Source organism: Streptomyces sp. NBC_00539, from assembly GCF_036346105.1.
Classification (GTDB): domain Bacteria; phylum Actinomycetota; class Actinomycetes; order Streptomycetales; family Streptomycetaceae; genus Streptomyces.
In genome coordinates, this window is sequence record NZ_CP107811.1 from 3,101,351 (window position 1) to 3,123,823 (window position 22,473).

The 22,473-nt window shown below is 74.0% G+C and carries 21 protein-coding genes; 11 read left to right on the top strand and 10 right to left on the bottom strand.

Going from position 1 to position 22,473, the window contains the following annotated elements; all coding sequences use genetic code 11:
* Positions 1–66: 66 nt before the first annotated feature.
* Positions 67–912, bottom strand: coding sequence for a trypsin-like serine peptidase (locus OG861_RS13685; RefSeq protein WP_329197307.1), 846 nt, complete (start codon positions 910–912; stop codon positions 67–69).
* A gap of 182 nt (positions 913–1,094) precedes the next feature.
* Here OG861_RS13685 and OG861_RS13690 point away from each other — a divergent pair, with 182 nt between their 5' ends.
* Entirely contained in the window at positions 1,095–2,273 is a 1,179-nt protein-coding gene (locus OG861_RS13690) for an alpha/beta fold hydrolase (RefSeq protein ID WP_330261715.1), read from the top strand.
* 44 nt (positions 2,274–2,317) lie between these two features.
* Here OG861_RS13690 and OG861_RS13695 read toward each other — a convergent pair whose 3' ends face one another.
* Positions 2,318–3,535: an amidohydrolase family protein gene (locus OG861_RS13695; RefSeq protein ID WP_329197302.1), complete on the bottom strand. Its 1,218-nt coding sequence runs from the start codon at positions 3,533–3,535 to the stop codon at positions 2,318–2,320.
* Positions 3,536–3,744: 209 nt separating this feature from the next.
* Here OG861_RS13695 and OG861_RS13700 point away from each other — a divergent pair, with 209 nt between their 5' ends.
* The 4 genes from OG861_RS13700 (at position 3,745) to OG861_RS13715 (ending at position 9,275) form a co-directional block, all read left to right on the top strand.
* A complete protein-coding gene (locus OG861_RS13700) occupies positions 3,745–6,894 on the top strand; it encodes a BTAD domain-containing putative transcriptional regulator (protein WP_329197301.1) in 3,150 nt (1,049 codons plus the stop codon).
* Between the two features lie 177 nt (positions 6,895–7,071).
* Positions 7,072–7,293, top strand: a complete 222-nt coding sequence (locus tag OG861_RS13705) for a hypothetical protein (protein ID WP_329197299.1) — start codon at positions 7,072–7,074, stop codon at positions 7,291–7,293.
* Positions 7,294–7,566: 273 nt separating this feature from the next.
* Entirely contained in the window at positions 7,567–8,475 is a 909-nt protein-coding gene (locus OG861_RS13710) for a DUF4232 domain-containing protein (RefSeq protein WP_329197297.1), read from the top strand.
* Positions 8,476–8,522: 47 nt separating this feature from the next.
* Positions 8,523–9,275 (top strand): class I SAM-dependent methyltransferase, encoded by a 753-nt coding sequence (locus OG861_RS13715; RefSeq protein ID WP_329197295.1) that lies wholly within the window; start codon positions 8,523–8,525, stop codon positions 9,273–9,275.
* 129 nt (positions 9,276–9,404) lie between these two features.
* Here the strand turns inward: OG861_RS13715 and OG861_RS13720 are convergent, their stop codons facing one another.
* Positions 9,405–11,075 (bottom strand): FadD3 family acyl-CoA ligase, encoded by a 1,671-nt coding sequence (locus tag OG861_RS13720; protein ID WP_329197293.1) that lies wholly within the window; start codon positions 11,073–11,075, stop codon positions 9,405–9,407.
* 95 nt (positions 11,076–11,170) lie between these two features.
* Between OG861_RS13720 and OG861_RS13725 the strand changes: the two genes are divergently transcribed.
* Genes OG861_RS13725 through OG861_RS13735 form a run of 3 tightly spaced genes read left to right on the top strand, consistent with a single transcriptional unit; the run spans position 11,171 to position 13,550 of the window.
* Entirely contained in the window at positions 11,171–12,322 is a 1,152-nt protein-coding gene (locus OG861_RS13725; protein WP_329197292.1) for a lipid-transfer protein, read from the top strand.
* A gap of 8 nt (positions 12,323–12,330) precedes the next feature.
* Positions 12,331–12,777, top strand: a complete 447-nt coding sequence (locus OG861_RS13730) for a Zn-ribbon domain-containing OB-fold protein (protein WP_329197290.1) — start codon at positions 12,331–12,333, stop codon at positions 12,775–12,777.
* Entirely contained in the window at positions 12,774–13,550 is a 777-nt protein-coding gene (locus tag OG861_RS13735) for an enoyl-CoA hydratase/isomerase family protein (protein WP_329197288.1), read from the top strand. Before OG861_RS13730 ends, OG861_RS13735 begins: the two co-directional genes overlap by 4 nt.
* A gap of 1 nt (position 13,551) precedes the next feature.
* Here OG861_RS13735 and OG861_RS13740 read toward each other — a convergent pair whose 3' ends face one another.
* Positions 13,552–14,043: a hypothetical protein gene (locus OG861_RS13740; RefSeq protein ID WP_329197287.1), complete on the bottom strand. Its 492-nt coding sequence runs from the start codon at positions 14,041–14,043 to the stop codon at positions 13,552–13,554.
* Between the two features lie 99 nt (positions 14,044–14,142).
* Between OG861_RS13740 and OG861_RS13745 the strand changes: the two genes are divergently transcribed.
* The gene (locus OG861_RS13745; protein WP_329197285.1) at positions 14,143–14,688 is read left to right on the top strand and encodes a hypothetical protein; all 546 of its coding nucleotides are present in this window, start codon (positions 14,143–14,145) and stop codon (positions 14,686–14,688) included.
* Between the two features lie 36 nt (positions 14,689–14,724).
* Positions 14,725–15,231 (top strand): GNAT family N-acetyltransferase, encoded by a 507-nt coding sequence (locus OG861_RS13750; RefSeq protein WP_443056776.1) that lies wholly within the window; start codon positions 14,725–14,727, stop codon positions 15,229–15,231.
* A gap of 56 nt (positions 15,232–15,287) precedes the next feature.
* Here OG861_RS13750 and OG861_RS13755 read toward each other — a convergent pair whose 3' ends face one another.
* The 4 genes from OG861_RS13755 to OG861_RS13770 all read right to left on the bottom strand — a co-directional run bounded on the left by OG861_RS13755 (position 15,288) and on the right by OG861_RS13770 (position 19,727).
* Positions 15,288–15,602, bottom strand: coding sequence for a 4a-hydroxytetrahydrobiopterin dehydratase (locus OG861_RS13755; protein WP_329197281.1), 315 nt, complete (start codon positions 15,600–15,602; stop codon positions 15,288–15,290).
* 205 nt (positions 15,603–15,807) lie between these two features.
* Entirely contained in the window at positions 15,808–16,305 is a 498-nt protein-coding gene (locus OG861_RS13760; protein WP_329197279.1) for a peptidylprolyl isomerase, read from the bottom strand.
* Between the two features lie 78 nt (positions 16,306–16,383).
* On the bottom strand, positions 16,384–18,795 hold the full coding sequence (locus tag OG861_RS13765) for a serine/threonine-protein kinase (RefSeq protein ID WP_329197278.1): 2,412 nt from the start codon (positions 18,793–18,795) through the stop codon (positions 16,384–16,386).
* Positions 18,796–18,914: 119 nt separating this feature from the next.
* Positions 18,915–19,727, bottom strand: a complete 813-nt coding sequence (locus OG861_RS13770) for a VOC family protein (protein WP_329197277.1) — start codon at positions 19,725–19,727, stop codon at positions 18,915–18,917.
* Positions 19,728–20,035: 308 nt separating this feature from the next.
* Here OG861_RS13770 and OG861_RS13775 point away from each other — a divergent pair, with 308 nt between their 5' ends.
* Positions 20,036–20,683 carry a TetR family transcriptional regulator gene (locus tag OG861_RS13775; RefSeq protein ID WP_329197275.1) on the top strand — a complete coding sequence of 216 codons (648 nt, stop codon included), beginning with the start codon at positions 20,036–20,038 and terminating at the stop codon, positions 20,681–20,683.
* A gap of 75 nt (positions 20,684–20,758) precedes the next feature.
* Here the strand turns inward: OG861_RS13775 and OG861_RS13780 are convergent, their stop codons facing one another.
* Entirely contained in the window at positions 20,759–21,235 is a 477-nt protein-coding gene (locus OG861_RS13780) for a nitroreductase family deazaflavin-dependent oxidoreductase (protein WP_329197274.1), read from the bottom strand.
* Entirely contained in the window at positions 21,235–22,467 is a 1,233-nt protein-coding gene (locus OG861_RS13785) for an acyl-CoA dehydrogenase family protein (protein WP_329197272.1), read from the bottom strand. The genes OG861_RS13780 and OG861_RS13785 overlap by 1 nt, the downstream gene beginning before the upstream one ends.
* Positions 22,468–22,473: the final 6 nt, after the last annotated feature.

Genomic DNA, 22,473 nt, shown 5'->3' on the forward strand with positions numbered 1-22,473 from the left:
GACCGCCTCAGCCCCTGATCACCTCAGCGACGCCGCCGCCCCCCCCCCCCCCCCCCCGGCCCCTGATCACCGTGCCGCCGTGGCGCGGGCGTACAGGGACGCCGCGTACTCCCCCAGGACCGTGCTCGTGGAGACGTCGTCCGTGTCGCCGCCGGTCAGAATGCCGACGATCTTCCCGTCCCGGGCGATCCACGCGCTGCCGCTCGTGCCGCCCGGGAAGTCGGCGCAGTCGAAGCGCTGCTCCGTCGCCTTCTCGCGGATCGACACGGCCGTGCACGTGCGCGGCACCTTGCGGTCGGCCGGGTAGCCCGTCACCGTGACCTCCTCGCCGGTGCGGCCCGAGGTGTCGAGGACGGCGGCGCCGGTGAGGTCCTCGATGTTGCGGCCCGAGGCGTCGGGGGCGAGGCGGGCGAAGGCCAGGTCGTAGTCGTCGTTCCCGTCGTCCGTCCAGCGTGCGTCCTCGTAGACCTCTTCGAGCTTCCACGCGCCGTACGGGGCGGATCCGTTCGCGTACGCGGGTGCGAAGACCGCACTGCCCGCGCCGTCCTTGCCCGCCACCAGACAGTGCCCGGCGGTGACGATCAGGTTGCGGCCGGGGCTGTGCACGACGGTTGCGGTGCAGAAGTGGTCGCCGTCCACACCGCCCTCGAACAGCGGCCCCGTGAAGGCGGACGGGCCGCCCGGGCGCGGGGTCACGGGTGACGAGCTCGGGCGCGGCGTCTTGGACAACTGGGGCTGCTTCGACGATTGCGAACGTGACGGCGGGCTGGAGGAAGCGCCTGCCGGAGGGGCCGACTTCGGGTGCGCCGCCACCGTACCGCCCGTTTCCGGCACCACCGTCGTCATGGCCGCGGACGCGCCCAGCGCCGCCACCCCGCACAGCACCGCGGTCACCACGGTCCGCTTGTCCACCACCGCCACCCTCCCCACTCAGCTCTGGCGGAGCATGCCTTGGCGCCCCTGCCGCCGCAAGGGCCGGAGCCCGCCAGGATCCCGGGCTCCACCATCGCACTTCCGGGCCACGGGTGTTGACACGACCTCGGGAACACCCCACACTCCTCTGCATACGCCGGAAACAGTTTACGGAGGACACAATGATTGCCGAAGTCGTCACCGCCACCGCCCTCGCCGCCCCTCCCGCCGCCCTCTTCGGCCACCGCGCCGTGCGCCGCCTCCAAGGCGCCCGGGCGCTGCGGATCGACTCCCCCCGCGGGATCGACGAGCAGGGCTTCGTCCGCATCGGCGGCATCGAGCAGTGGGTCTCGGTGCGCGGCGAGGACCGCGCCAACCCCGTCATCGTCGAGGTCCACGGCGGCCCGGGCGCCCCCAACTCCATCTACGCAGTGCGCACGCGCGCCTGGGAGCAGCACTTCACGATCGTCCGCTGGGACATGCGCGGCGCCGGCAAGACCTTCGGCCGCGGCGGCCCGGAAGGCCAGGGGGACGCCACCTTCGCGCGGCTGTACGAGGACGCCCTGGAGGTGGTCGGCCACGCACGCCGGAGGCTCGGCGTACGCCGGGTCGTACTCGTCGCCAACTCCTTCGGCAGCGTCTTCGGCCTGCGCCTGGTGCGCAACCACCCGGAGCTGTTCTCGGCGTACGTCGGCACCGACCAGAACGTCCCCGACGCCGACCGCGACGCCTGCGCGTACCGGGACCTCCTGGAGCGGCTGCGCGCCGCCGGGAAGACCAAGCAGCTGGCGCGGGCCGAGGCCCTCGGCGCCGACCAGCGCGCCTGGAGCGCCGGGCAGCGCGCCACGTACGACCGACTCCGCACCCAGAGCGACCCGCTGACCCTGGACACCCTCAAGAAGGTGGTGCTCGGCTCGATGTGGCTGTCGCCGCTGCACACCCTGCGCGACCTGCGGGACTACTTCAAGGGGCAGCACTTCTCGGAGCGGGTCGCCGAAGGCACGACAGGGCTCACCGACGACCACAGGGGCGACCAGGCCGACGACCACGCCGACGACCACACCGACGACCAGGCCGACGACCAGGCAGACGACCCCGCCGACGAGACCGCCGACGAGACCGGCACGCGCTTCGAGGTGCCGTTCTTCGTCTTCCAGGGCGAGCTCGACGTCCTCACCCCGCCGGAGCGGGCCAAGGCCTTCTTCGACGCGGTCGAGGCACCCCTCAAGCACTTCGCCCTGATCGGGGGCGCGAGCCACTTCGCCTCGTTCCGGCGCCCCGAGGCCTTCCTGGAGCTCCTGCTGACCCACGTCCGGCCGGCGGTCACGGCCGAACGCGTCCAGGAGGCGCCCCAGAGGTGAACCAGAGGTGAGCCAGAGGGACGGCCCCCGAGCCCCCTACCCCCTCACCCCGCCCACAGCCCCTCCGCCGTCAGCCCCAGCAGGTCGATGGCGTTGCCCCGGACGATGCGCTCCACGACGTCCGGAGCGAGGTGCCCCATCTGGGCCTCCCCCACCTCCCGCGACTTCGGCCAGGTGGAGTCGGAGTGCGGGTAGTCCGTCTCGTAGAGGACGTTGCCCACGCCGATCGCGTCGAGGTTCCGCAGCCCGAACGCGTCGTCGAAGAAGCACCCGAAGACGTGGTCCGCGAACAGTTCGGACGGCGGCCGGTGGACCTTGTCCGCGACCCCGCCCCAGCCGCGGTTCTCCTCCCACACCACGTCCGCGCGTTCCAGGATGTACGGGATCCACCCGATCTGGCCCTCCGCGTACATGATCCGCAGGTTCGGGAAGCGCTCGAACTTGCCGCTCATCAGCCAGTCCACCATCGAGAAGCAGCAGTTGGCGAAGGTGATGGTGGAGCCGACGGCCGGCGGGGCGTCCGCCGAGGTGGACGGCATGCGGGAGGACGAGCCGATGTGCATGGCGATGACCGTGCCGGTCTCGTCGCAGGCCCGCAGGAAGGGGTCCCAGTCGTCGGTGTGGACGGAGGGGAGCCCGAGGTGCGGGGGTATCTCGGAGAAGGCGACGGCCCGCACCCCGCGGGCGGCGTTGCGGCGGACCTCGGCGGCGGCGAGGCGGGCGTCCCAGAGGGGGACGAGGGTGAGCGGGATGAGGCGGCCCTGCGCCTCGGGGCCGCACCATTCCTCGACCATCCAGTCGTTGTAGGCCCTGACCCCCAGCAGCCCGAGTTCGCGGTCGGCGGCCTCGGTGAAGGTCTGTCCGCAAAAGCGCGGGAAGGTCGGGAAGCAGAGTGCGGACTGGACGTGGTTGACGTCCATGTCGGCGAGCCGGTCGGGAACCGAGAAGGAGCCCGGGCGCATCTGCTCGTAGGTGATGACTTCCAGTTTGATCTCGTCGCGGTCGTATCCGACGGACGTGTCCAGGCGCGTGAGGGGCCGGTGCAGGTCTTCGTACACCCACCAGTCGCCGATGGGCCCGTCGTCGCCCCGGGCTCCCATGACGGGGGCGAACTTTCCGCCGAGGAAGGTCATTTCCTTCAACGGGGCGCGGACGACACGCGGCCCGATGTCGCGGTACTTGGACGGGAGCCGGTCCCGCCAGACGTGCGGGGGCTCCACCGTGTGGTCGTCCACCGAGATGATCTTCGGGAAGGTCTCCATGCGTATTACGGTAGCGCTGATCTGACGGATCGTCAGCTAGTAGTGCAGCACCGGGGCGCCCGCAGTGGTCCGGTAGTGCGCCGGCAGTACGCCGGTAGTCAGCCAGTTGTACGTCGATCAGGAGGGGATCCCTCCGCCGCGGGCTGACGGGTACGTGCGAGACAGGGCAGACTGGCCCTTACACCGACGGAAGGCAGGGGGGACGACAGATGGACGGCATACCGGCCATCCCGCACCAGCGGAACCACCCCGAGGCAGCCCGGAGAAACCCCGCCGCGGCCCAAGCCCCCGTCCCGTCCGCCGTCGGCCCCGCCGGCCCCTGCCACGCCGGCCGCTACCCCTCCGACACGACGACCTGCGACACGGCGCCCACCGACACCGCGCGCACCGACACCGCACCCACCGACACGGCGTCCACCGACACCGCGCCCACCGACACGGCGCCCGCCGGCCCCACCACCCGCTTCGCCGTCCTCGGCACCGTCCGCGCCTGGCGCGGCGCCGAGTCGCTGCCCTCCGGCAGCCCCCAGCAGCGCGCCCTGCTCGCCGTGCTGCTCCTGCGCGACGGCCGCACCGCCACCGCGCCCGAGCTCATCGACGCCATCTGGGGCGAGGAGCCGCCGCAGCAGGCCCTCGCCACCATCCGTACGTACGCCTCCCGGCTGCGCAAGGTCCTCGACCCGGGGCTGCTGGTGTCCGACGCGGGCGGCTACGCCATCCGCCTGCACCACGCGGCCGCCCTGGACCTCGGCGTCGCCCGCGCCCTCGCGGCCGACGCCGACAAGGCCCGCGCCGCCGGGGACCGCGCCCTCGCGCGTGCGCTGCTGGCACGCGCCCTGGACCTGTGGGACGGCGAACCCCTCGCCGGAGTCCCCGGACCGCACGCCGACACCGAGCGCACCCGCCTCGCCGAGTGGCGCCTCCAGCTGCTGGAGACCCGCCTCGACCTGGACCTGGAGGTCGGCCACCACGCCGAGGCCGTCTCCGAGCTCACCGCCCTCACCGCGGCGCACCCCCTGCGCGAGCGGCTGCGCGAGCTGCTGATGCTCGCCCTGTACCGCAGCGGCCGCCAGGCCGAGGCCCTCGCCGTCTACGCCGACACCCGCCGCCTCCTCGCGGACGAACTCGGTGTCGACCCGCGCCCCGAGCTCTCCGCGCTCCAGCAGCGCATCCTGCGCGCCGACGCCGAACTCGCCCGCGCCGAGGACCCGGCCCAGACGGCCGCCCCCGTGGTGGTCCGCCCCGCCCAACTGCCCGCGACCGTGCCCGACTTCACCGGGCGGGCGCCCTTCGTCAGCGAGCTCGGCGAGATCCTCTCGGGTGCGGAGGGCCAGGTCATGGCCGTCTCCGCGCTCGCCGGGATCGGCGGGGTCGGCAAGACCACCCTCGCCGTGCACGTCGCGCACGCCGCCCGGCCCCACTTCCCCGACGGCCAGCTCTACGTGGACCTCCAGGGCACCGAAACCCGCCCGGCCGAGCCCGTCGCCGTCCTCGGCTCCTTCCTGCGGGCGCTCGGCACCCCGGACACCGCCATCCCCGACACCGCCGCCGAACGGGCCGCGCTGTACCGCTCCACGCTCGACGGCCGGCGCGTCCTGGTCCTGCTCGACAACGCCCGCGACGCGGCCCAGGTGCGCCCGCTGCTGCCGGGCACCGCGGGCTGCGCCGCCCTCGTCACCAGCCGGGTCCGCATGTCGGGCCTCGCCGGAGCCCACCTCGTCGACCTGGACGTGATGAGCCCCGACGAGGCCCTGCAGCTGTTCACCCGCATCGTGGGGGCCGAGCGCGTCGGAGCCGAGCGCCAGGCCGCCCTCGACGTCGTCGGCGCCTGCGGGTTCCTGCCGCTCGCCATCCGCATCGCCGCCTCCCGGCTCGCCGCCCGCCGCACCTGGACCGTGTCCGTCCTCGCCGCGAAGCTCGCCGACGAACGCCGCCGCCTGGACGAGCTCCAGGCGGGCGACCTGGCCGTCAAAGCCACCTTCGAGCTGGGCTACGGGCAGCTGGAGCCCGCCCAGCAGCGCGCGTTCCGCCTCCTCGGGCTCGCCGACGGCCCCGACGTCTCCCTGCCCGCGGCCGCGGCCGTACTGGACCTGCCCGAGCACGACACCGAGGACCTCCTCGAAGCCCTGGTCGACTGCTCCCTGCTCGAATCCGCCGCGCCCGGCCGCTACCGCTTCCACGACCTCGTACGCCTCTACGCGCGCGCCTGCGCCGAACGCGACGAGCAGCCGCCGGACGAGCGCACGGCCGCCCTCGACCGGCTCCTCGACTTCTACCTGGCGACCGCCGCCGGGGTGTACGCGCTGGAGCGCCCCGGCGACCGGCTGCCCGCGCACATGTCCGCGACCCGCCACCCGGGCCTCGCCTTCACCGAGGCCCGCCCCGCGCTGGACTGGCTGTTCGCCGAGGCGGACCCGCTGCTGGCGTGCGTGCGGCAGTCCTCCGTACGCGGCGCCGAGCGGCCCGACGTGCTGCGCCGGGCGGTGGACCTGCTGTGGGCGGCGAAGGACCTCACCGAGTCCGGGGCCAACTCCAAGCAGTACGAGTCCGCCGCCCGCGCCGTGTGCGAGACGGCGCGCGCCGTGAAGGACCCCTACGCCGAGGGCCGGGCCCGCACCACGCTGACGATGGTCCACCTGGTGGCGGGCCGCTTCGCGGAGGCCGACGACGAGGCCCGCCGGGCGATGGCCCTGGCGCGGGAGGCCGACGACCCGCTGCCCAGCTGCTGGGCGCCCAACGACCGCGGGATCATCGCCCTCTACCAGGGCCGGCACGCCGACGGCGAGCGGTTCCTGCTGGAGGCGATCGCGAACTTCCGGGCCGACGCCAACTTCGTCGGCGAGGCCAGCGCCCTGTGCAACCTCTCCCGGATCCACGTCGAACTCGGCCGCCTCTCCAGCGCCATAGACCTCGCGCAGCAGGGCATCGCGATCTACGACCGGATGGGCCTGACGCTGCGCCTGGCCAACGGCCGCTACGCGCTGGGCATCGCGCTGACCCAGGCGGGCCGGCTCGGGGAGGCGCTGGAGCAGCTGGGCGAGGCGCTGTCGCTGTTCCACGAGAACCGGCAGCCGCTGTGGGAGGGCGTGACGCACTTCCGGCTCGCGGAGGCCCATCTGGCGGCCGGGCGCCCGACGCTGGCCGCCTCGCACGCCGAGCAGGCCATCGCGCTGCGCGGGATCGGCGGCGAGTGGCGGCGGGCGACGGTGCTGACGGTGCTGGGGAAGGCCCTGGTGCGGCTGGGGCAGCGGGACCGGGCGCGGGTGTGCTGGCGGGACGCGGAGAGCGTGTTCGCGCAACTTGGTTCCGCGGAGCTGGCCGAAGTCCGTACCTTGCTGGCTTCGCAGTTGGCCGCCTGACCTGCGCGGCAGCGTGATGAACGGGCCGTTCATCGTTCGTTTATCGCCGCCCGACATGATGAATGCATCGGCTCGGCGCGTCGGGGGGGGCTCGCGGGTCGACTGGAGGACTACCCGTTCGGCGGTCCACGGGGGAATCGCCGAACGGGCCCGACTCATCCATCAGGAGATCCGACGATGACGACGAACGAGAACACCCTGCCGAACAACACCGCTTCGAACACCGCTCCGCCGAACGAAGGCGACATCAAGCCGCTCGACAACCACGCGTCGGGCATCGAGATCAAGCCGCTCGACAACCATGCCTCGGGCGGTACGCCGCTGCCCGGGCAGGAAGACAAGGTTCTGGACGCAGACATCGTGACGCTGGACAACCACGCGTCCGTTCCGCGCCCGTAGCCGAGGCGAGCACAGCACGTACGGGGGAAACGTACGGGGGTACGTGCCGGCGCACAGCACGGGGGACGTACGGGGGAAACGTACGGGGGAAGCCCACAGGGATGCGTACGGGGGGATACGTACGGGGGAGACCTGAGGGCTCGTACGGGGGAACGGCGGCCGCGGTGGCCCGGGGGGACCACCGCGGCCGCCGCACGTCGTTGTGACGGCCCTGTGACCGCAGGCGTGGCCTCCGTCACAGCCACGGGCATCCGCTCCTGATCTCCTGGGGCGATGCGCCCCGCCCCCGCCGCCACCCTGCTCCCCGCCGCCACCCTGCTCCCCGCCGCCACCGTGGTCCTCGCCGCCACCGTGGTCCTCGCCGGATGCGGGACGCGAACCGCCGCCTCCGGCACGACCGGCGGCTCCGCTGCACCGAGCTGCGCCCCCACCACCGCGGGGCGGGCCTCCGAGCACGACGGGGTGAGCCTCATCAGCCGGGAGTGCGCTCCCTCCCCCGCCTCGGGCGCCGCCTTCCGGGTCACCAACACCGCCGCGGAAGCCCTCACCTACACCGTCACCTTCAGCCTTCTGGACGACTCCGGTCGGGCCATGGACAGCGTCCGGCAGACCGTCTCGTCGGTGGGCCCGGGTCAGAGCGTGACGCGCACCGTCGAGAGGTCGGACACGGCGTCCGGGACCGGGTCGCGGGTGCGGATCTCCAAGGTGCGGGCCGTACCCGCCGCCGAGGCGCCCGACCCCGCCGGCGCCTGCCCGCCCTCCGGGATCCGGGTCACGGCCGACGACGGGGACGCCGCCATGGGCTTGCGCGTCGTGGGGATCCGGCTGACCTACTGCGGCACCGGCCGCTACGAGCTCGACGGCTACCCCGGCCTCCAGCTGCTCGACGAAAGCCGCGAGCCGGTGACCGGCGTCGAGATCCTCCGGGGCACCGCCGGCATCTCCACGGGCCTCGGAGGGGACGGGCCGCCCGCGCCGTTGACGCTGGGCCCGGGCGAATCGGCGAGCACCACCCTGGCGTGGCGCAACACCACCGGCTCCGGCGACGCCGTGAACGCGCCGTACGCCAGGGTGACGGCGAAGCCCGGGGCCGCGGCCGTGACCGTGGTACCGGAACTCGACCTCGGGACCACGGGCCGGCTCGGCGTCGGCGCCTGGCGGAAGGACCGGGCGCCCCGGTGACCGCCGGCGCACCGGCCGCACGGCGGGAACGCGTCTAGGCTGGAGGGGTGTTCACCTCCCAGGGGCCGACCCTCCGCGAACTGGCCGTGCAGGCGCTGACCTCCCTCGAGCGCGGCTACGACCTGCTCGCGCCGAAGTTCGACGAGACGCCGTTCCGCACCCCGGTCCGGATGCTCGACGCGGTCGAGGAGGCCCTGGCCGCACACGAGGGGTCCTTCGGCTCGGGGCTCGACCTGTGCTGCGGCACCGGCGCGGCCCTGCCCCTGCTGCGGCGGCTGTGCCGGGAGCGGGTCACCGGGGTGGACCTCAGCGCCGGCATGCTGCGGCGGGCCGCGCTGGACCTCCCCGACGGGGCCGACCTCGTACGGGCCGACGCGCTGGCGCTGCCCGAGGCGCTCACCGCTTCCTACGACCTGGCCGTGAGCTTCGGTGCGTTCGGCCACTTCCTCCCGGCGCAGCGGCCGGCCCTGTTCTCGGGCGTGCACCGGACGCTGCGCCCCGGCGGTGTCTTCGCGTTCCCGATCGGGGCGCCGATTCCGCCGACGTCCCCGCTGTGGTGGGCGGTGGCCGGCTTCGACGCGGCGATGCGCGTCCGCAACGCGGTGTGGCGGCCGCCGTTCGTCATGTACTACCGCACCTTCCCCTGGGGGCCGGTCCGGGCGGACCTGCTCGCGGCGGGTTTCACGGTGGACACGGTCCCGCTGGAGCACTTCGGCCGCCGGCCCGACGGGACCCCGCGCTGGCGTCTGGTGCTGGCCCGCAAGCCGGACCGGGCGGTCCCTTCGACACCCCGGGCCTGAACCCCGGGCCTGAACCCCCGGCCGGGTCCCTCGCGGGCAAGGCCTGACGGCAGCGGACTCCTTCCGCGGTGCCGCTCCTGCCCCCGGGCGGGAGCGGCGCCACCGGGGCCCGACGGGCGGACACCCGCCTCAGGTCCGGGTGCGCAGCTCCCGCTTGAGGACCTTGCCGCTCGCGTTGCGCGGCAGTTCGGTGACGAACTCCACCGCGCGCGGCACCTTGTAGTTGGCCATCTCCCGCCGGGACCAGGCGATCAGGTCGTCCGCGGTGAGGGTGGCACCGGGGCGCCGGACCGCGTACGCCTTGCCGACCTCGCCGAGGCGCGGGTCGGGGACGCCGACGACCGCGACGTCCGCGATGTCCGGGTGCAGGCCGAGGAGCTGCTCGATCTCGGCGGGGTAGGCGTTGAACCCGCCGACGATGAACATGTCCTTGATCCGGTCGGTGATGCGCAGGTTCCCGGCGGTGTCGAGGACGCCGACGTCGCCGGTGCGCAGCCAGCCGTCGGGGGTGATGGCGCGCCGCGTCTCGTCCGGGTCCTCGAAGTAGCCCCGCATGACGTGGTGCCCGCGCACCCAGACCTCGCCGGGGGTGCCGGCCGGTGCCGGGTCGCCGCTTTCGCCGGCTATCCGTATCTCGGTGCCGGGGATGGCGCGTCCGGAGGTGGCGGCGATGACCTCGGGCGGGTCGCCCCGGCGGCACATGGTGACGATGCCGCCGGCCTCGGAGAGCCCGTAGGCGGTCAGGACGGTGGCGATGTGCAGTTCGCCGCGCAGCCGCTCGACGAGCCGGAGCGGGACGACGGCCGCGCCGGTGACGACCAGGCGCAGGGCGGACAGGTCGTGGTGGTCGCGCTGGGGGTGGTCGAGGAGCGACTGGTGGAGGGTGGGCGGCCCGGGCAGGACGGAGATCCGTTCGGCGGCGACGTTGGCGAGGACGGTGTCGACGTTGAAGACGGGCTGGGGGACCATCGTCGCCCCGCGCATCAGGCAGGCGATGATCCCCGCCTTGTAGCCGAAGGTGTGGAAGAAGGGGTTCACGATCAGGTAGCGGTCGCCCTCGCGCAGTCCGGCGAGCTCGCTCCACACGTCGTAGCAGCGCAGGGTCTGGGCGTGGGTGATGACCGCGCCCTTGGGGCTGCCGGTGGTGCCGGAGGTGAAGATGATGTCGCAGGGCGCCTCGGAGCGGAGCGAGTCGGCGCGCTCGCGGACGGCCGCGGCCGGTACGGCGTCGCCGCCTGCCAGGAAGTCCTTCCAGGTGTGGAAGGCCTCGGGCGCGTCTCCCGCGAGGACGACGACCTGTTCGAGGTGGGGAAGGCCGGGCAGGGGGCCGGCGCCGCGGCCCTCGGCTGCGGCGCGGCGCAGGGAGGCGACGTAGGAGGTGCCGAGGAAGGTGCCGGTGACGAAGAGGAGACGGGCCCGGCTGCGCCGGAGTACGTACGCGGCCTCGGTTCCTTTGAAACGGGTGTTGAGGGGGACGAGTACGGCGCCCGCGGTGACGGCGCCGAGGGCGGAGACGATCCAGTCGAGGGTGTTGGGCGCCCATACGGCGACCCGGTCGCCGGGTTCGATCCCGGCGGCGAGGCAGGCGGCCGCGGCGCGTTCGACGCGTTCGCCGAGCTGGGCGTAGCTGACGCGGACGCGGCCGTCGGCGACGGCCTCGCGGTCGCGGTAGCGGGCGGCGGCGTCGCGCACGAGGCCTCCGATGGTGCCCCAGTGCAGGTCGCCGCGGGGGTCGGTGGGGTCGTCGGCCGGCCGGACGGTGCCTTGTCGGTGCGTCCCGTGCTGCTCCTCGTCGCCCATCGTGCGTCACCCTCCCCGGTGCCAGTAGCTGACTATCCGTCAGATTAGCTGTAGCCTTCGCGGCTGTCAGCACTGGCGCGCACCCGGAGGTGGCGATGGCGGCAACGCTCAAGGACGCTACGGCAATCGTCGGCATCGGCCAGACCGCCTTTGCCAAACGACTGCCGGGCAGCGAAAAGGAACTGGCCTGCCGCGCGATCCTCGCGGCGCTCGCCGACGCGGGCATCGCACCGGCCGAGGTGGACGCCTTCGCCTCGTACACGATGGAGGAGACCGACGAGGTGGAGGTCGCCAAGTCCATCGGCGCCGGCGACGTCACCTTCTTCTCCAAGGTCGGCTACGGCGGCGGCGGTTCCTGCGCCACGGTCGGCCACCTCGCCGCCGCCCTCGCCACCGGCCAGGCCTCCGTCGGCGTCGCCTGGCGCTCGCGCAAGCGCGGCTCGGGACCGCGCCCCTGGAAGAACACGACCGTGCAGCTGCCCACCCCCGGCCAGTGGACCCGCCCGTTCGGGCTGCTGCGGCCGGCCGACGAGATAGGCATGCTGGCCCGCCGCTACATGCACGAGTACGGGGCCACCCGCGACCACCTCTTCAACGTGGCGATGGCCTGCCGCAACCGGGCCAACGAGAACCCCGCCGCCATGATGTACGAGCGGCCGCTGACCCGCGAGATGTACATGACCTCCCGCATGATCAGTGAGCCGCTCTGTCTCTTCGACAACTGCCTGGAGACGGACGGGGCGCTGGCCTGCGTCATCGTGTCCGCCGAGCGGGCGCGGGACTGCCGTCAGAAGCCGGTCTACGTCCACTCCGTCGCGCAGGGCCTGCCCGCGCAGCACCACGGGATGGTCAACTACTGGAACGACGACCCGCTGTCCGGCCCGGCGTGGACTGCGGCCCGTCACCTGTGGAAGCAGGCCGACTTCGGGCCCGAGGACGTGGACGTGGCCCAGATCTACGACGCGTTCACCCCGCTGATCCCGCTGTCCCTGGAGGGCTACGGCTTCTGCGGGCGCGGTGAGGGGGCCGCGTTCACCGAGGGCGGGGCACTGGAGATGGGCGGCAGGCTGCCGATCAACACCGGCGGGGGCGGCCTGTCGGAGGCGTACGTCCACGGCTTCAACCTGATCAACGAGGGCGTCAAGCAGTTGCGCGGCACCTCGACCGCGCAGGTGCCGGACGCCGCGACGTGCCTGGTGACGGCGGGCGAAGGCGTCCCGACGTCCGCGATCTTGCTGAGGAGCTGACACCGACCATGACCGCGCCCGCCGAAAACCTCCTCCTCCCGGTCCCGGACGAGGACGGGGCCCCGTTCTGGGAGTACGCCGCCCGGGGTGAGCTCCGTATCCAGGCCTGCGCCGACTGCGGCAGGCTCCGCTTCCCGCCCCGGCCCTGCTGCCCGCACTGCGGGTCGTTCGGCTCCGAGTGGCGGCTGATGAGCGGCCGGGGCCGGATCTGGTCGTTCGTACGGCCGCACCCGCCGCTGCTGCCCGCCTACGCGGCGCAGGCCCCGTACAACGTCATCCTCGTGGAGCTGGCGGAGGCGCCGCTGATCCGGCTGGCGGGGAACCTCGTCACCTCGGCCGACGCCCCGCTGGACTCGGTGGATCCGGCCCGGCTGCGGATCGGGGCGCGGGTACAGGTGGTGTTCACCGATACGGGCGGCACGAGCGTGCCGCGCTGGGTCCTGGAGCGGCCGTGACGGTACGGGTGGAGCGGGACGGGGCGAGCGGGGTCGCGGTCGTCACCCTGGACCGGGAGCACCGGCACAACGCGATCGATCTCGCGACGGCCGCCGAACTCGCCGTGGTCTGGCGGGAGTTCCGCTACGACGAGGGTGTACGGGCGGTGGTGCTGACGGGGGCGGGGACGGCCGCGTTCTGTACGGGCATCGACCGGGGCGTGCAGGTGCCGCAGCCCGCGTCCCCGTACTCGGTGGACGACCCGCTCCTGGCCGTCGGGCCGAAGGCCAACGACCTGTGGAAACCGGTGGTCGCGGCCGTCAACGGCATGGCGTGCGGCGGCGCGTTCTACCTGCTGGGCGAGTCGGAGTTCATCGTCGCGTCGTCGTCCGCGACGTTCTTCGACCCGCACACGACGTACGGGATGGTCAGCGCCTACGAGGCGGTGTACATGGCGCAGCGGATGCCGTTCGGGGAGGTGGCCCGGATGTCCCTGATGGGCACGGCGGAACGGCTCTCCGCGCGGCGGGCGTACGAGACCGGCCTGGTGTCCGAGCTGGCCGGACCCGGGGAACTCCTGGAGGCGGCCCTGCGGTCGGCGCGGACCCTGGCCGGTTTTCCGACGGGGGCCGTGCAGGGCACGGTGCGGGCCCTGTGGTCGGCCAAGCAGGCGGCGCTCCGGCAGGCCCTCGACCAGGCGCCGGCCCTGATCGCCCTGGGCAACCTGCCGGCGGCCGGGCAGGCCGCCCTCTTCGCCGGCCGCCGGACCTCGCCGGAGTCCCGGATCCGGTAGCTCAGGCGGCGGTGACGGACCCGATCCGGCAGCTCGTGACGTCGGCGGCCCGGTCGGGGTCGCGCAGCTTGACCTCGACCGTGCGGGTCTCGCCCTTCTTGAGGGTGACGCTGGTGGTGGCGCTCTCGACGGTCCCGGCCGCGCCCTCGAAGCCGAGCCGGATCCGGACCGTGCGCTCCACGGCCGCGAGGGAGGTGACCTTGACGGTGGCCATCGGTGAGCCCGGGCCGGCGCAGCTGACGACCTCGGCGCGGGCGGGCGCGCCGGTGGGGCTGGCGGTGGGACTGGCGGTGGGGCTGGCCGTCGACCGGCTGCCGCTGTTGCGGTTGCTGCTGTGGTAGCTGCTGTTGCTGTCGTAGCTGCTGCGCTTGCTGCTCTTGGAACTGGAGCAGCCTCCGTGGCCGCTGCTCTTGTGGCCGGACGAGAACCCCGTGAGCGCCAACACCACCGTCACGAGCACCGCGCCGAACCTGATGCGACCTCCAGCCGTCATGGCCGACTCCTCCCCCTGGGCAACGGCGCGCCACGCTACCAGGCCCCCGGACGCCCCACCCGGGGTGCGGGTGCCCGGGGCCGCACATAGCGTCGGGGCATGATCCGGAACCTGCTCGGCTCGCTCCTCGGTCTGATCGGAGCCGCAGCCGCCGTCTGGAGTCCCTTCCGCGCCTGGTACGGCGGCCGGCACGGGCGCGACTACCGGCTCGCGGACCTCTTCTCCACGGGCGGGATCACCGACGCCAAAGCCGCGCTGTTCGCCTCGCTGCTGCTGCCGTTCTGCTTCGCGGCGCTCCTGGCCCTCGTCGCGATCGTGCGGTGCTCGCGCGCCCTCATGGCGCTCGCCGGGGTCGTGGTCCTCGGCATCGCCGTGCTGTGGATGGTCCGTCAGGGCCAGGCCGTGGACGGCATCGCGGTGGGGACCGACGGCAAGGGCATCGGCGAGGGCGTGGCCAGCGCGTTCGGTGCCGGCGCGCTGCTCATCCTGGCGGGGGCCGTCATGCGCGGCCGCTCCCGCCGCCGCGTCCGCGACCGCGACCTGCCGCCCACTTTCCCGGCCTCTTCCCCCCACCCCGCCGAACCCTGGCCCCCGCCCCCCGCCCCGACGAACCCCGGTTTCCACCCCCCTGCCGAGCGCCCCTAGGCTTCCCCCGTGGACAACGGCACGCACGGCATACGGATGGCCATCCGGCCGGGCACCCCGGCCGACGCCCCGGCGATCCTGGGCATGCTCGACTCCGCGGTGGCCTGGATGAACGCGCGCGGCAACACCGAGCAGTGGGGCACGGCGCCGTATTCGCAGCGTCCCGGGGGGCCGGAGCGGGTCGAGCGCTACACGACCGAGAACCTCCCGTTCGTCGCGGAGTGGGACGGAGCCCCCGCCGGGGCGCTGGTACTGGACTCCGGGCCCAGCCCGCAGCTGCCGGTCGCGGCGGCGGGGGAACCCGAGCGGTACGTCCGGCTGCTGGTCTGCGACCGCCGCTACGCCGGCCTCGGCATCGGGGCGGCCCTGCTGGCCCGCGCCGTCGAGGAGACCCGGCGGGCGGGCGCCCGGCTGCTGCGGGTCGACTGCTGGGCGGGCGGCGGGGGCGAACTGGTCGCGTACTACGAGCGCAACGGCTTCACCCCCACCGACCGCTTCCGCTCCGGCACCTGGCCGGGCCGGGTCCTGGCGCGCCGGGTCTAGACGCGCCGGACCCAGGCGCGCCGGGCCCAGGTTCCCGGGGCCTGTCACGCGCACGGTCAGTCGAGGGGCAGTGCCTGGTGTGCGGCCACGATCGCGTCGATGCGGCGGGCCAGGTCGAAGTCGGCCGCGGTCAGCCGGTTGCCGACGTCGTGAGTGGTGATCGACGCGCGCAGGTGGTCGGCGCGCAGGTCGAGATCGGCGTGGTGGCGCACGCGCCGCGCCCGGTCGGCGATCGTCACGATCGCCGCCACCGCCGCGTGGTAGGAGATCGCGTAGGTCCGGGTGATCACGTCACCGTCCTGCTCCCACCCGGGCAGCTCCGCCAGGTTCTCGGCCATCTCCTCGTGCGTCAGCGGCTTCGGTACGCCCATGTCGGCTCCCCTCGGTCACGAACGCCGGGCCCCCGGCGGGCTCCCGGCCTACCGCAGCATCGTGCCACGACCGCAACCCCCGCCGCAGGGCTCCCGGTTCGCGCGCCGCACGAGGCTCGGCCGGGGGTCACGCAGGCCGGGGCGGGCCCGGCATGGCGGCGGCCCCGGCCCCCCGAGGGGGCGGGGCCGGCCGGCCGGGAAGGGGTCAGGCGGCGTCGACGACGCCCGAGGCCGAGATCTCGATCTTCGCGGAGGTGCGGCCGGACTGGGAGCCCAGGGACTCGATCTTCTTGACCAGGTCCGAGCCCTCGACGACCTCGCCGAAGACGACGTGCTTGCCGTCGAGCCACGGGGTGGGGATCGTCGTGATGAAGAACTGCGAGCCGTTGGTGTTGCGGCCGGCGTTCGCCATCGACAGCAGGAACGGCCGGTCGTGCTTCAGGTCGAAGTTCTCGTCGGCGAACTTCTCGCCGTAGATGCTCTTGCCGCCCGTGCCGTTCTGGTTGGTGAAGTCACCGCCCTGGAGCATGAACTGGGGGATGACGCGGTGGAAGGGCGAACCGGCGTAGCCGAAGCCGTGCTCGCCGGTGGCCAGCTCGCGGAAGTTCTTCGTGGTCTTGGGGACGACCTTGTCGAAGAGGTTGAAGACGATGCGGCCCGCGGGCTTGCCGTCGATGTCGATGTCGAAGTAGACGTTGCTCATGGGGTCCATCCTGTCACTCCCGGTGCCGTGCGCGACCCGGCGGGGCCGGGACCGGACCCGGGGACGGGCCGGACCGGCTCAGCCGCCGGTCCGGGTGCCCGTCCCCTTCGCCGCGTCCAGCGCGTACACGCAGCGGTCCTTGCTGCACGCGTACACCACGCCCGAATCGGCCACCGGGGCGCCGGTGATCTCCCCGCCCGTGGCCAGCTTCCAGCGCAGCTGCCCGCCCGCCGCGTCCAGGGTGTACAGGCAGTGGTCCGCCGAGCCGAAGTGCACGCGGCCGTCGGCGACCGCCGGGGAGCCGGTGATCTCCCCGCCCGCCGCGAACCGCCACTTCGGGGTGCCGGTGACCGCGTCGAGCGTGTACAGGGCGCTGCCCGCGCCCAGGTGGACGTTGCCGGCGGCCACCAGGACCGGGTCGGGCGAAGGCCGCGACTCCGTCGCGATGCGCCAGCGGTCCTTGCCGGTGACCGCGTCCAGGGCGTACACGGTGCCGAGGTAGTCGACGAGGTACACGCCGCCGCCCGTCACCGCCGCGCCCGGCGCGAAGGCCGGGGGCGCCAGGAAGACCGCCGGGGCCTCGAAGTGCCAGCGCACCCGCCCCGAGGCCCGGTCGACGGACAGGACGCGGGTGCCGGCGGCGACGTAGACGTTGCCGTCCGGCGCCGGGGTGACCCGCACCGGGACGTTCCCGCAGGACGCCGCGTCACCGACCGGGTACGACCAGGCCTCCAGACCGGAGCGGGCGTCCAGGGCGCGCAGCCGGGCGTCCTGCCACACGTAGACGGTGCCCTCGTGCAGGACGGGCGCCGCCTCCGGGGTCTCGAAGTCGCTCTGCGCGCCGCTGAGCTCCCACAGCTTCTGGCCGCTGGAGGCCTCCCAGCCCTGTACGCCGCCGCCGCGCGTCGCGGTGACGACGGTGCCCCGCTCGGCGCGCAGCGCGTACACCCACGCCTCGGTGGCCAGCCGCCAGCGCTCGGAGCCGTCGGAGGCGTCGAGCGCGTACAGGGAGGGGCCGTCGGAGGCGTGGATGCGGCCGTCGGCGACTGCCATGGACCAGGCGACGTCGCGCGTCTTGAACTGGCGCCGGCCGCTGCCGACGTCCAGCGCGTGCACCTCGAAGGAGGTGACGTACAGCAGGTCGCCGGCGACGGTCGGGGTGCCCCAGACCTCGTTCGACATGCGGAAGCGCCAGGGGCGCCAGCGGCCGCTCTCGGGCGAGGGACCGGAGGGGGCCGCCGCGGACGCCGCCGACGACGACGCCTGGTGCGGCACCGCCCCGACGGCCTCGGCGGCGGACGCGCCGCCCGGCGGGCGGACCCAGCCCGTCGCGACGTCGGCCCCGGCCCCGGCGGGCGCGGCGGCCGTCGCGCGCGGCCCGGGCCCGATCGGCACCGGCGAGGCGCCGAGCCGGACCGGCTCGCCCGAGGACACCGGCGAGCCCGGCGGGTGCGGCGGAAGCGGGGGTGCGGCCTGCCCGGTGCGCGGGTCCACCCACGACTCGGCGGCGTCACGCCGCGGCCGGTGCGTGGCGGGGCCCGACAGCGGCCCCTCGGCGCCGCGCGGCTTGCGGGCGGGGGCGGGGACCACCGCCGTGCGCAGCCCCGCGCGGCGGGCTTCGATCATGGCGACGGCGGTACCGGGCAGCCAGGCCGAGGCGGTGCCGCTGTCGTCGCCGCCGTCGAAGAGGTGCGGGGCCAGCTGCGCCTGGAGGTCGGCCGGGGTCGGGCGGCGGGTGGCGTCCATCTGCATGCAGGAGTCGATCAGGGGCCGCAGCTCGTCCGGGAGCCCCTCCAGGTTCGGGCCCTCGCGCAGCAGCATGAACACCGTCTCGACCGGGTTGGCCCCGTGGTAGGGCGGGTGTCCGGTGGCGGCGAAGACGAGCGTCGAGCCGAGCGAGAAGACGTCGCTGGCGCCCTTGACGCTGCGCGAGTCCTTCGCCTGCTCGGGCGACATGTAGGCGGGGGTGCCGACGGCGACGTTCGTCATGGTCAGGCGGGTGTTGGAGACCCCGCTCGCGATACCGAAGTCGATGACGCGCGGGCCGTCCTCGACGACGAGCACGTTGGACGGTTTCAGGTCGCGGTGCACGAGGCCGGCCCCGTGGATGGACTGGAGGGCTTCGGCGATGCCGGCCGCGAGCCACCGTACGGCCTGCACGGGCATGGGCCCGCACTCGTTGACGATCTCCTCCAGGGAGGGGGCCGGCACGTACGCGGTCGCCAGCCACGGCACGGCGGCGCGCGGGTCGGCGTCGACCACGGCCGCGGTGTAGAAGCCGGAGACGGCGCGCGCCGCCTCCACCTCCCGGGTGAAACGCACGCGGAACAGCTGGTCCTCGGCGAGCTCGGTGCGCACCGTCTTGATCGCGACGCGCCGTCCGGACGCCGACCGCGCGAGGTAGACCAGCCCCATGCCGCCGGCGCCGAGCCGTCCCAGCACCTCGAAGGGGCCGATCCGTCTCGGGTCGTGCTGCGTCAGCTGCTCCACCACTGGCCTCCACACCTCCCCGTACGGGCCTCCCGGGCCCACGCCGGGCCCGCCCGCAGCGCGCGTCCACCGGCGCGCACGCCCGATTCTGTCAGGCCCGCGCCTGGTCCGGCCCCGGGTCAGGGCCGGGTTTCGCCTCCGGCTTTGGTCCGCGGCTCCGAGAGCAGCCCGAAGACCGCCCCCTGATTGTCGGCGACGACCGCGATGCGCCCGTACGGGGTGTCCACGGGATCGGCGGTGACCCGGCCACCGAGGCGCTGCGCGGTGGCCACGCTCTGGTCGCAGTCGGGGACGGCGAAGTAGGCCAGGAAGTGCGCCGGCATGATCTCCGGGAAGGCGTCGGTGATGAGGCTTCGGCCCAGGACGGCGGTCGCGGAGCCGGGGGCGCTGCCGGGCGGGGACCAGACGCGGTACTCGATGCCGGAGTCGGGGTCGTCCTGGTCCTCGGGGACGTAGCCGAAGACCTTGGCGTAGAACACGTCCACGGCGTCGCGCGCCCGGGTGTAGACCTCCGACCAGCGGTAGGTGTACGGCTCGCCCTGGGCTTCGAACCCGTGGTGGGTGCCGGGCTGCCACAGGCCGAAGACGGCCCCGCCGGGGTCGGCGGCCATCGCGGCGGTGCCGTACGGGCCCACGGGCTGCGGGTCCATCACCATCTGGCCGCCCGCCGCGCGGATGCGGGCGGCGCACGCGTAGGCGTCGACGGTGTAGAGGTAGATCCCCCAGACGGTGGGCATGCGGCCGTCGGGTTTGGGGGCGAGGGCGGCGACGTTGCGGCCGCGGCTGTAGGCCTGCGTGTAGTGCCCGTACTCGGCGCCCGCGCTGTCCCCGAAGGTCCACCCGAAGAGCTCACCGTAGAAGCGCTTTCCCGCCTCGACGTCCGGGAGCGAGGCGTCGACCCAGCAGGGGGAGCCCTCCGCGAATGCCGTCATCGCCCGGTTCCTTCCGTCGTCCACCCCGTGTCCGCCCCGCTCGTACCGGCCATGATGGGTCCGTGAAGGGGTCCGGGGCCTGTTGACGAGACTATTCGGGGGATTACGCCACGATACGGGTGGGCCAGGGACGGGCCGCGACCGGTATCGGCAGGACAGGGCGGCCCGGGACGGAATCCGGCCCGGAAAGCGGCCGAAAAGCATCGGCGGCGGGGTGCGCGGGCGCCGATGGCCCAGGTCCGGGGCCGGGTAACCCCATTTGCAGGCGGCCGAATAGCGCGCCCATCACCCCTCGGTAAGCTGACGGCATGACAGGACAAGTACGCACCGTCGACGGGCGTGTCGCCGGCCGGCGCGGCCAGGCGACGCGGCAGAAGCTGCTCGACTGCCTCGGCGAGATGCTCAGCTCCTCGCCGTACCGCGACGTCAAGGTGATCGACGTCGCGCGCAAGGCCGGTACCTCCCCCGCGACCTTCTACCAGTACTTCCCGGACGTCGAAGGTGCCGTCCTGGAGATCGCCGAGGAAATGGCCACGGAGGGCGCGCAGTTGACGGCGCTCGTCGAGGGCCGCAACTGGGTGGGCAAGGCCGGCTGGGCCGCGGCCGAAGAACTGGTCGAGGGCTTCCTGGACTTCTGGCGCCGCAACGACGCGATCCTGCGGGTCGTCGACCTCGGCGCGGCGGAGGGCGACAAGCGGTTCTACAAGATCCGCATGAAGATCCTGAACTCCGTCACCAACTCCCTCACGGAGTCGATGAAGGAACTCCAGGCCAAGGGCAGGGTCGACAAGGACCTCAGCCCGGCCGCGATGGCCGGTTCGCTGGTCGCGATGCTGGCCGCGGTCGCCTCGCACCAGAAGGGGTTCCAGACCTGGGGTGTGAAGCAGGCCGAACTCAAGCCGAACCTCGCGCTCCTCGTGCACCTGGGCATCACCGGCAAGAAGCCGACCAAGTAACGGCGGCCCCGGACCCCGGCCAGGGGTCCAGGTCCGCCGGCGCCCACCGCGGCCGCCGCGTACGGGTTGCCGCGCTCAGCGGCGGTCCAGGCGGAACAGCCGGATCTCGCGCTCGATCCGCGCCTGGTACGTCGCGTACGGCGGCCAGAACGCCAGGGCCTCCCGCCAGGCCGCCGCACGCTCCTCGCCGTGGAGCAGGCGGGCCCGTACGGCGATGTCCCGGCCGTGCCAACTCACCTGCGCGTCGGGGTGCCTGAGCAGGTTCGCGGTCCAGGCCGGGTGGCCGGGGCGGCCGAAGTTGGAGCCGATCAGCAGCCAGCTCGCGCCGTCGTCCAGCGGCATGCAGGCGAGTGGTGTGGTGCGCGGCTCGCCCGTCTTGGCCCCCTTGGCGGTGAGGATCACGCCGGGGAGCATCTGCGCGCTGAGGATGACCTTGCCCCGGGTGAGCCGGTGCACCGCCTTGTCCATGGCGGGGATGACGTGCGGTGCGATCCTGGCGAACAGCAGGGTCGAGGAGACCTTCTGCATCAGGCGGACTCCGACGGCGGCCATCAGACGGCCATCCTCTCCGAGGTCGTGTCCCGGGCCGCCTCCCGGGCCGCCGGGAAGAGGCCGGCGCGCTGCGCGGCGTGCCCCCGGAGCCGGTGGGCCGGCCCGAAGAGCAGTTCGTCGGCCGCCGCGCGCTTGAAGTAGAGGTGCGCGTCGTGCTCCCAGGTGAAGCCGATGCCGCCGTGCAGCTGGATGGCCTCGCCCGAGGTCAGCCGCAGCGCCTCCAGCGCCTGGGCGAGGGCGAGTCCGCCCTGGTCCGGGTCCCAGGCCGCGTAGTACGCGGCGGAGCGGGCCGCCTGGACCTGTACGTAGAGGTCCGCGAGCCGGTGCTTGACGGCCTGGAAGGAGCCGACCGCACGGCCGAACTGCTCGCGCTCGCGTACGTACTCCACCGTGCGGGCCAGCGCTCGGCCCGCCGCGCCGACCGCCTCGGTGGCGAGCAGGGTGGCGGCGCTCCGGCCGGTCGCGGCGAGCGCCCCGGACACCCCGCCGCCACCGTCACCGCCGTCACCGCCGCCGTCACCGCCCAGCAGCTCGGCTGCCACGTCCCGCAGCTGGACCCGGCCCTGGGGACGGGTCTCGTCGAGCGTGGCCTGCCGGGTGCGTACGAGGCCGGGCGCGTCGTCGCGCACCAGGAAGAGCAGGGTGCGGCTGCGGGCGAAGCCGCCGGTGTGCGCGGCGACCAGCAGCAGGCCGGCGCTGTGCCCGTCCAGCACCTGCGCGGCCTCCCCGTACAGCCGCCAGCCGCCGTCCTCGCCGGCCCGGGCCTGCACCCCGCCGGCGCGGCCGCCCCCGGACCACTCGCCGGGGGTGTTGTCGCCGGTCAGCGCGAGGGCGGTGGCCAGGGCCGTACCGGGTACGGCGAGCGCGGCGGTCAGGGTTCCGGCGGCGAGCGGGGGCAGCAGCGCCGCGCGCTGGGCGGGCGTCCCGAGGGCGCCGATCAGCGGCGCGACGAGCCCGGCGGTGGCGAGCAGCGGGGAGGGCAGCAGCACGCGTCCGGTCTCCTCGCAGGCCAGCGCCAGGTCGGCGGGCGTGCAGCCGACTCCCCCGTACTCCTCGGCGATGGCGGTACCCGGCAGCCCCAGCTGTCGCGAGAGCTGCTGCCACAGCTCACGGTCGTATCCGGCGGAGGTGCGGACGGCGGCCTTGACCTCGTCCGGACCGCAGCGTTTGCCCAGGATCTCGCGCAGGGTGCGGCGCATCTCGTCCTGCTCCGCGGTGAAGGCGGCATCCATCGTCTG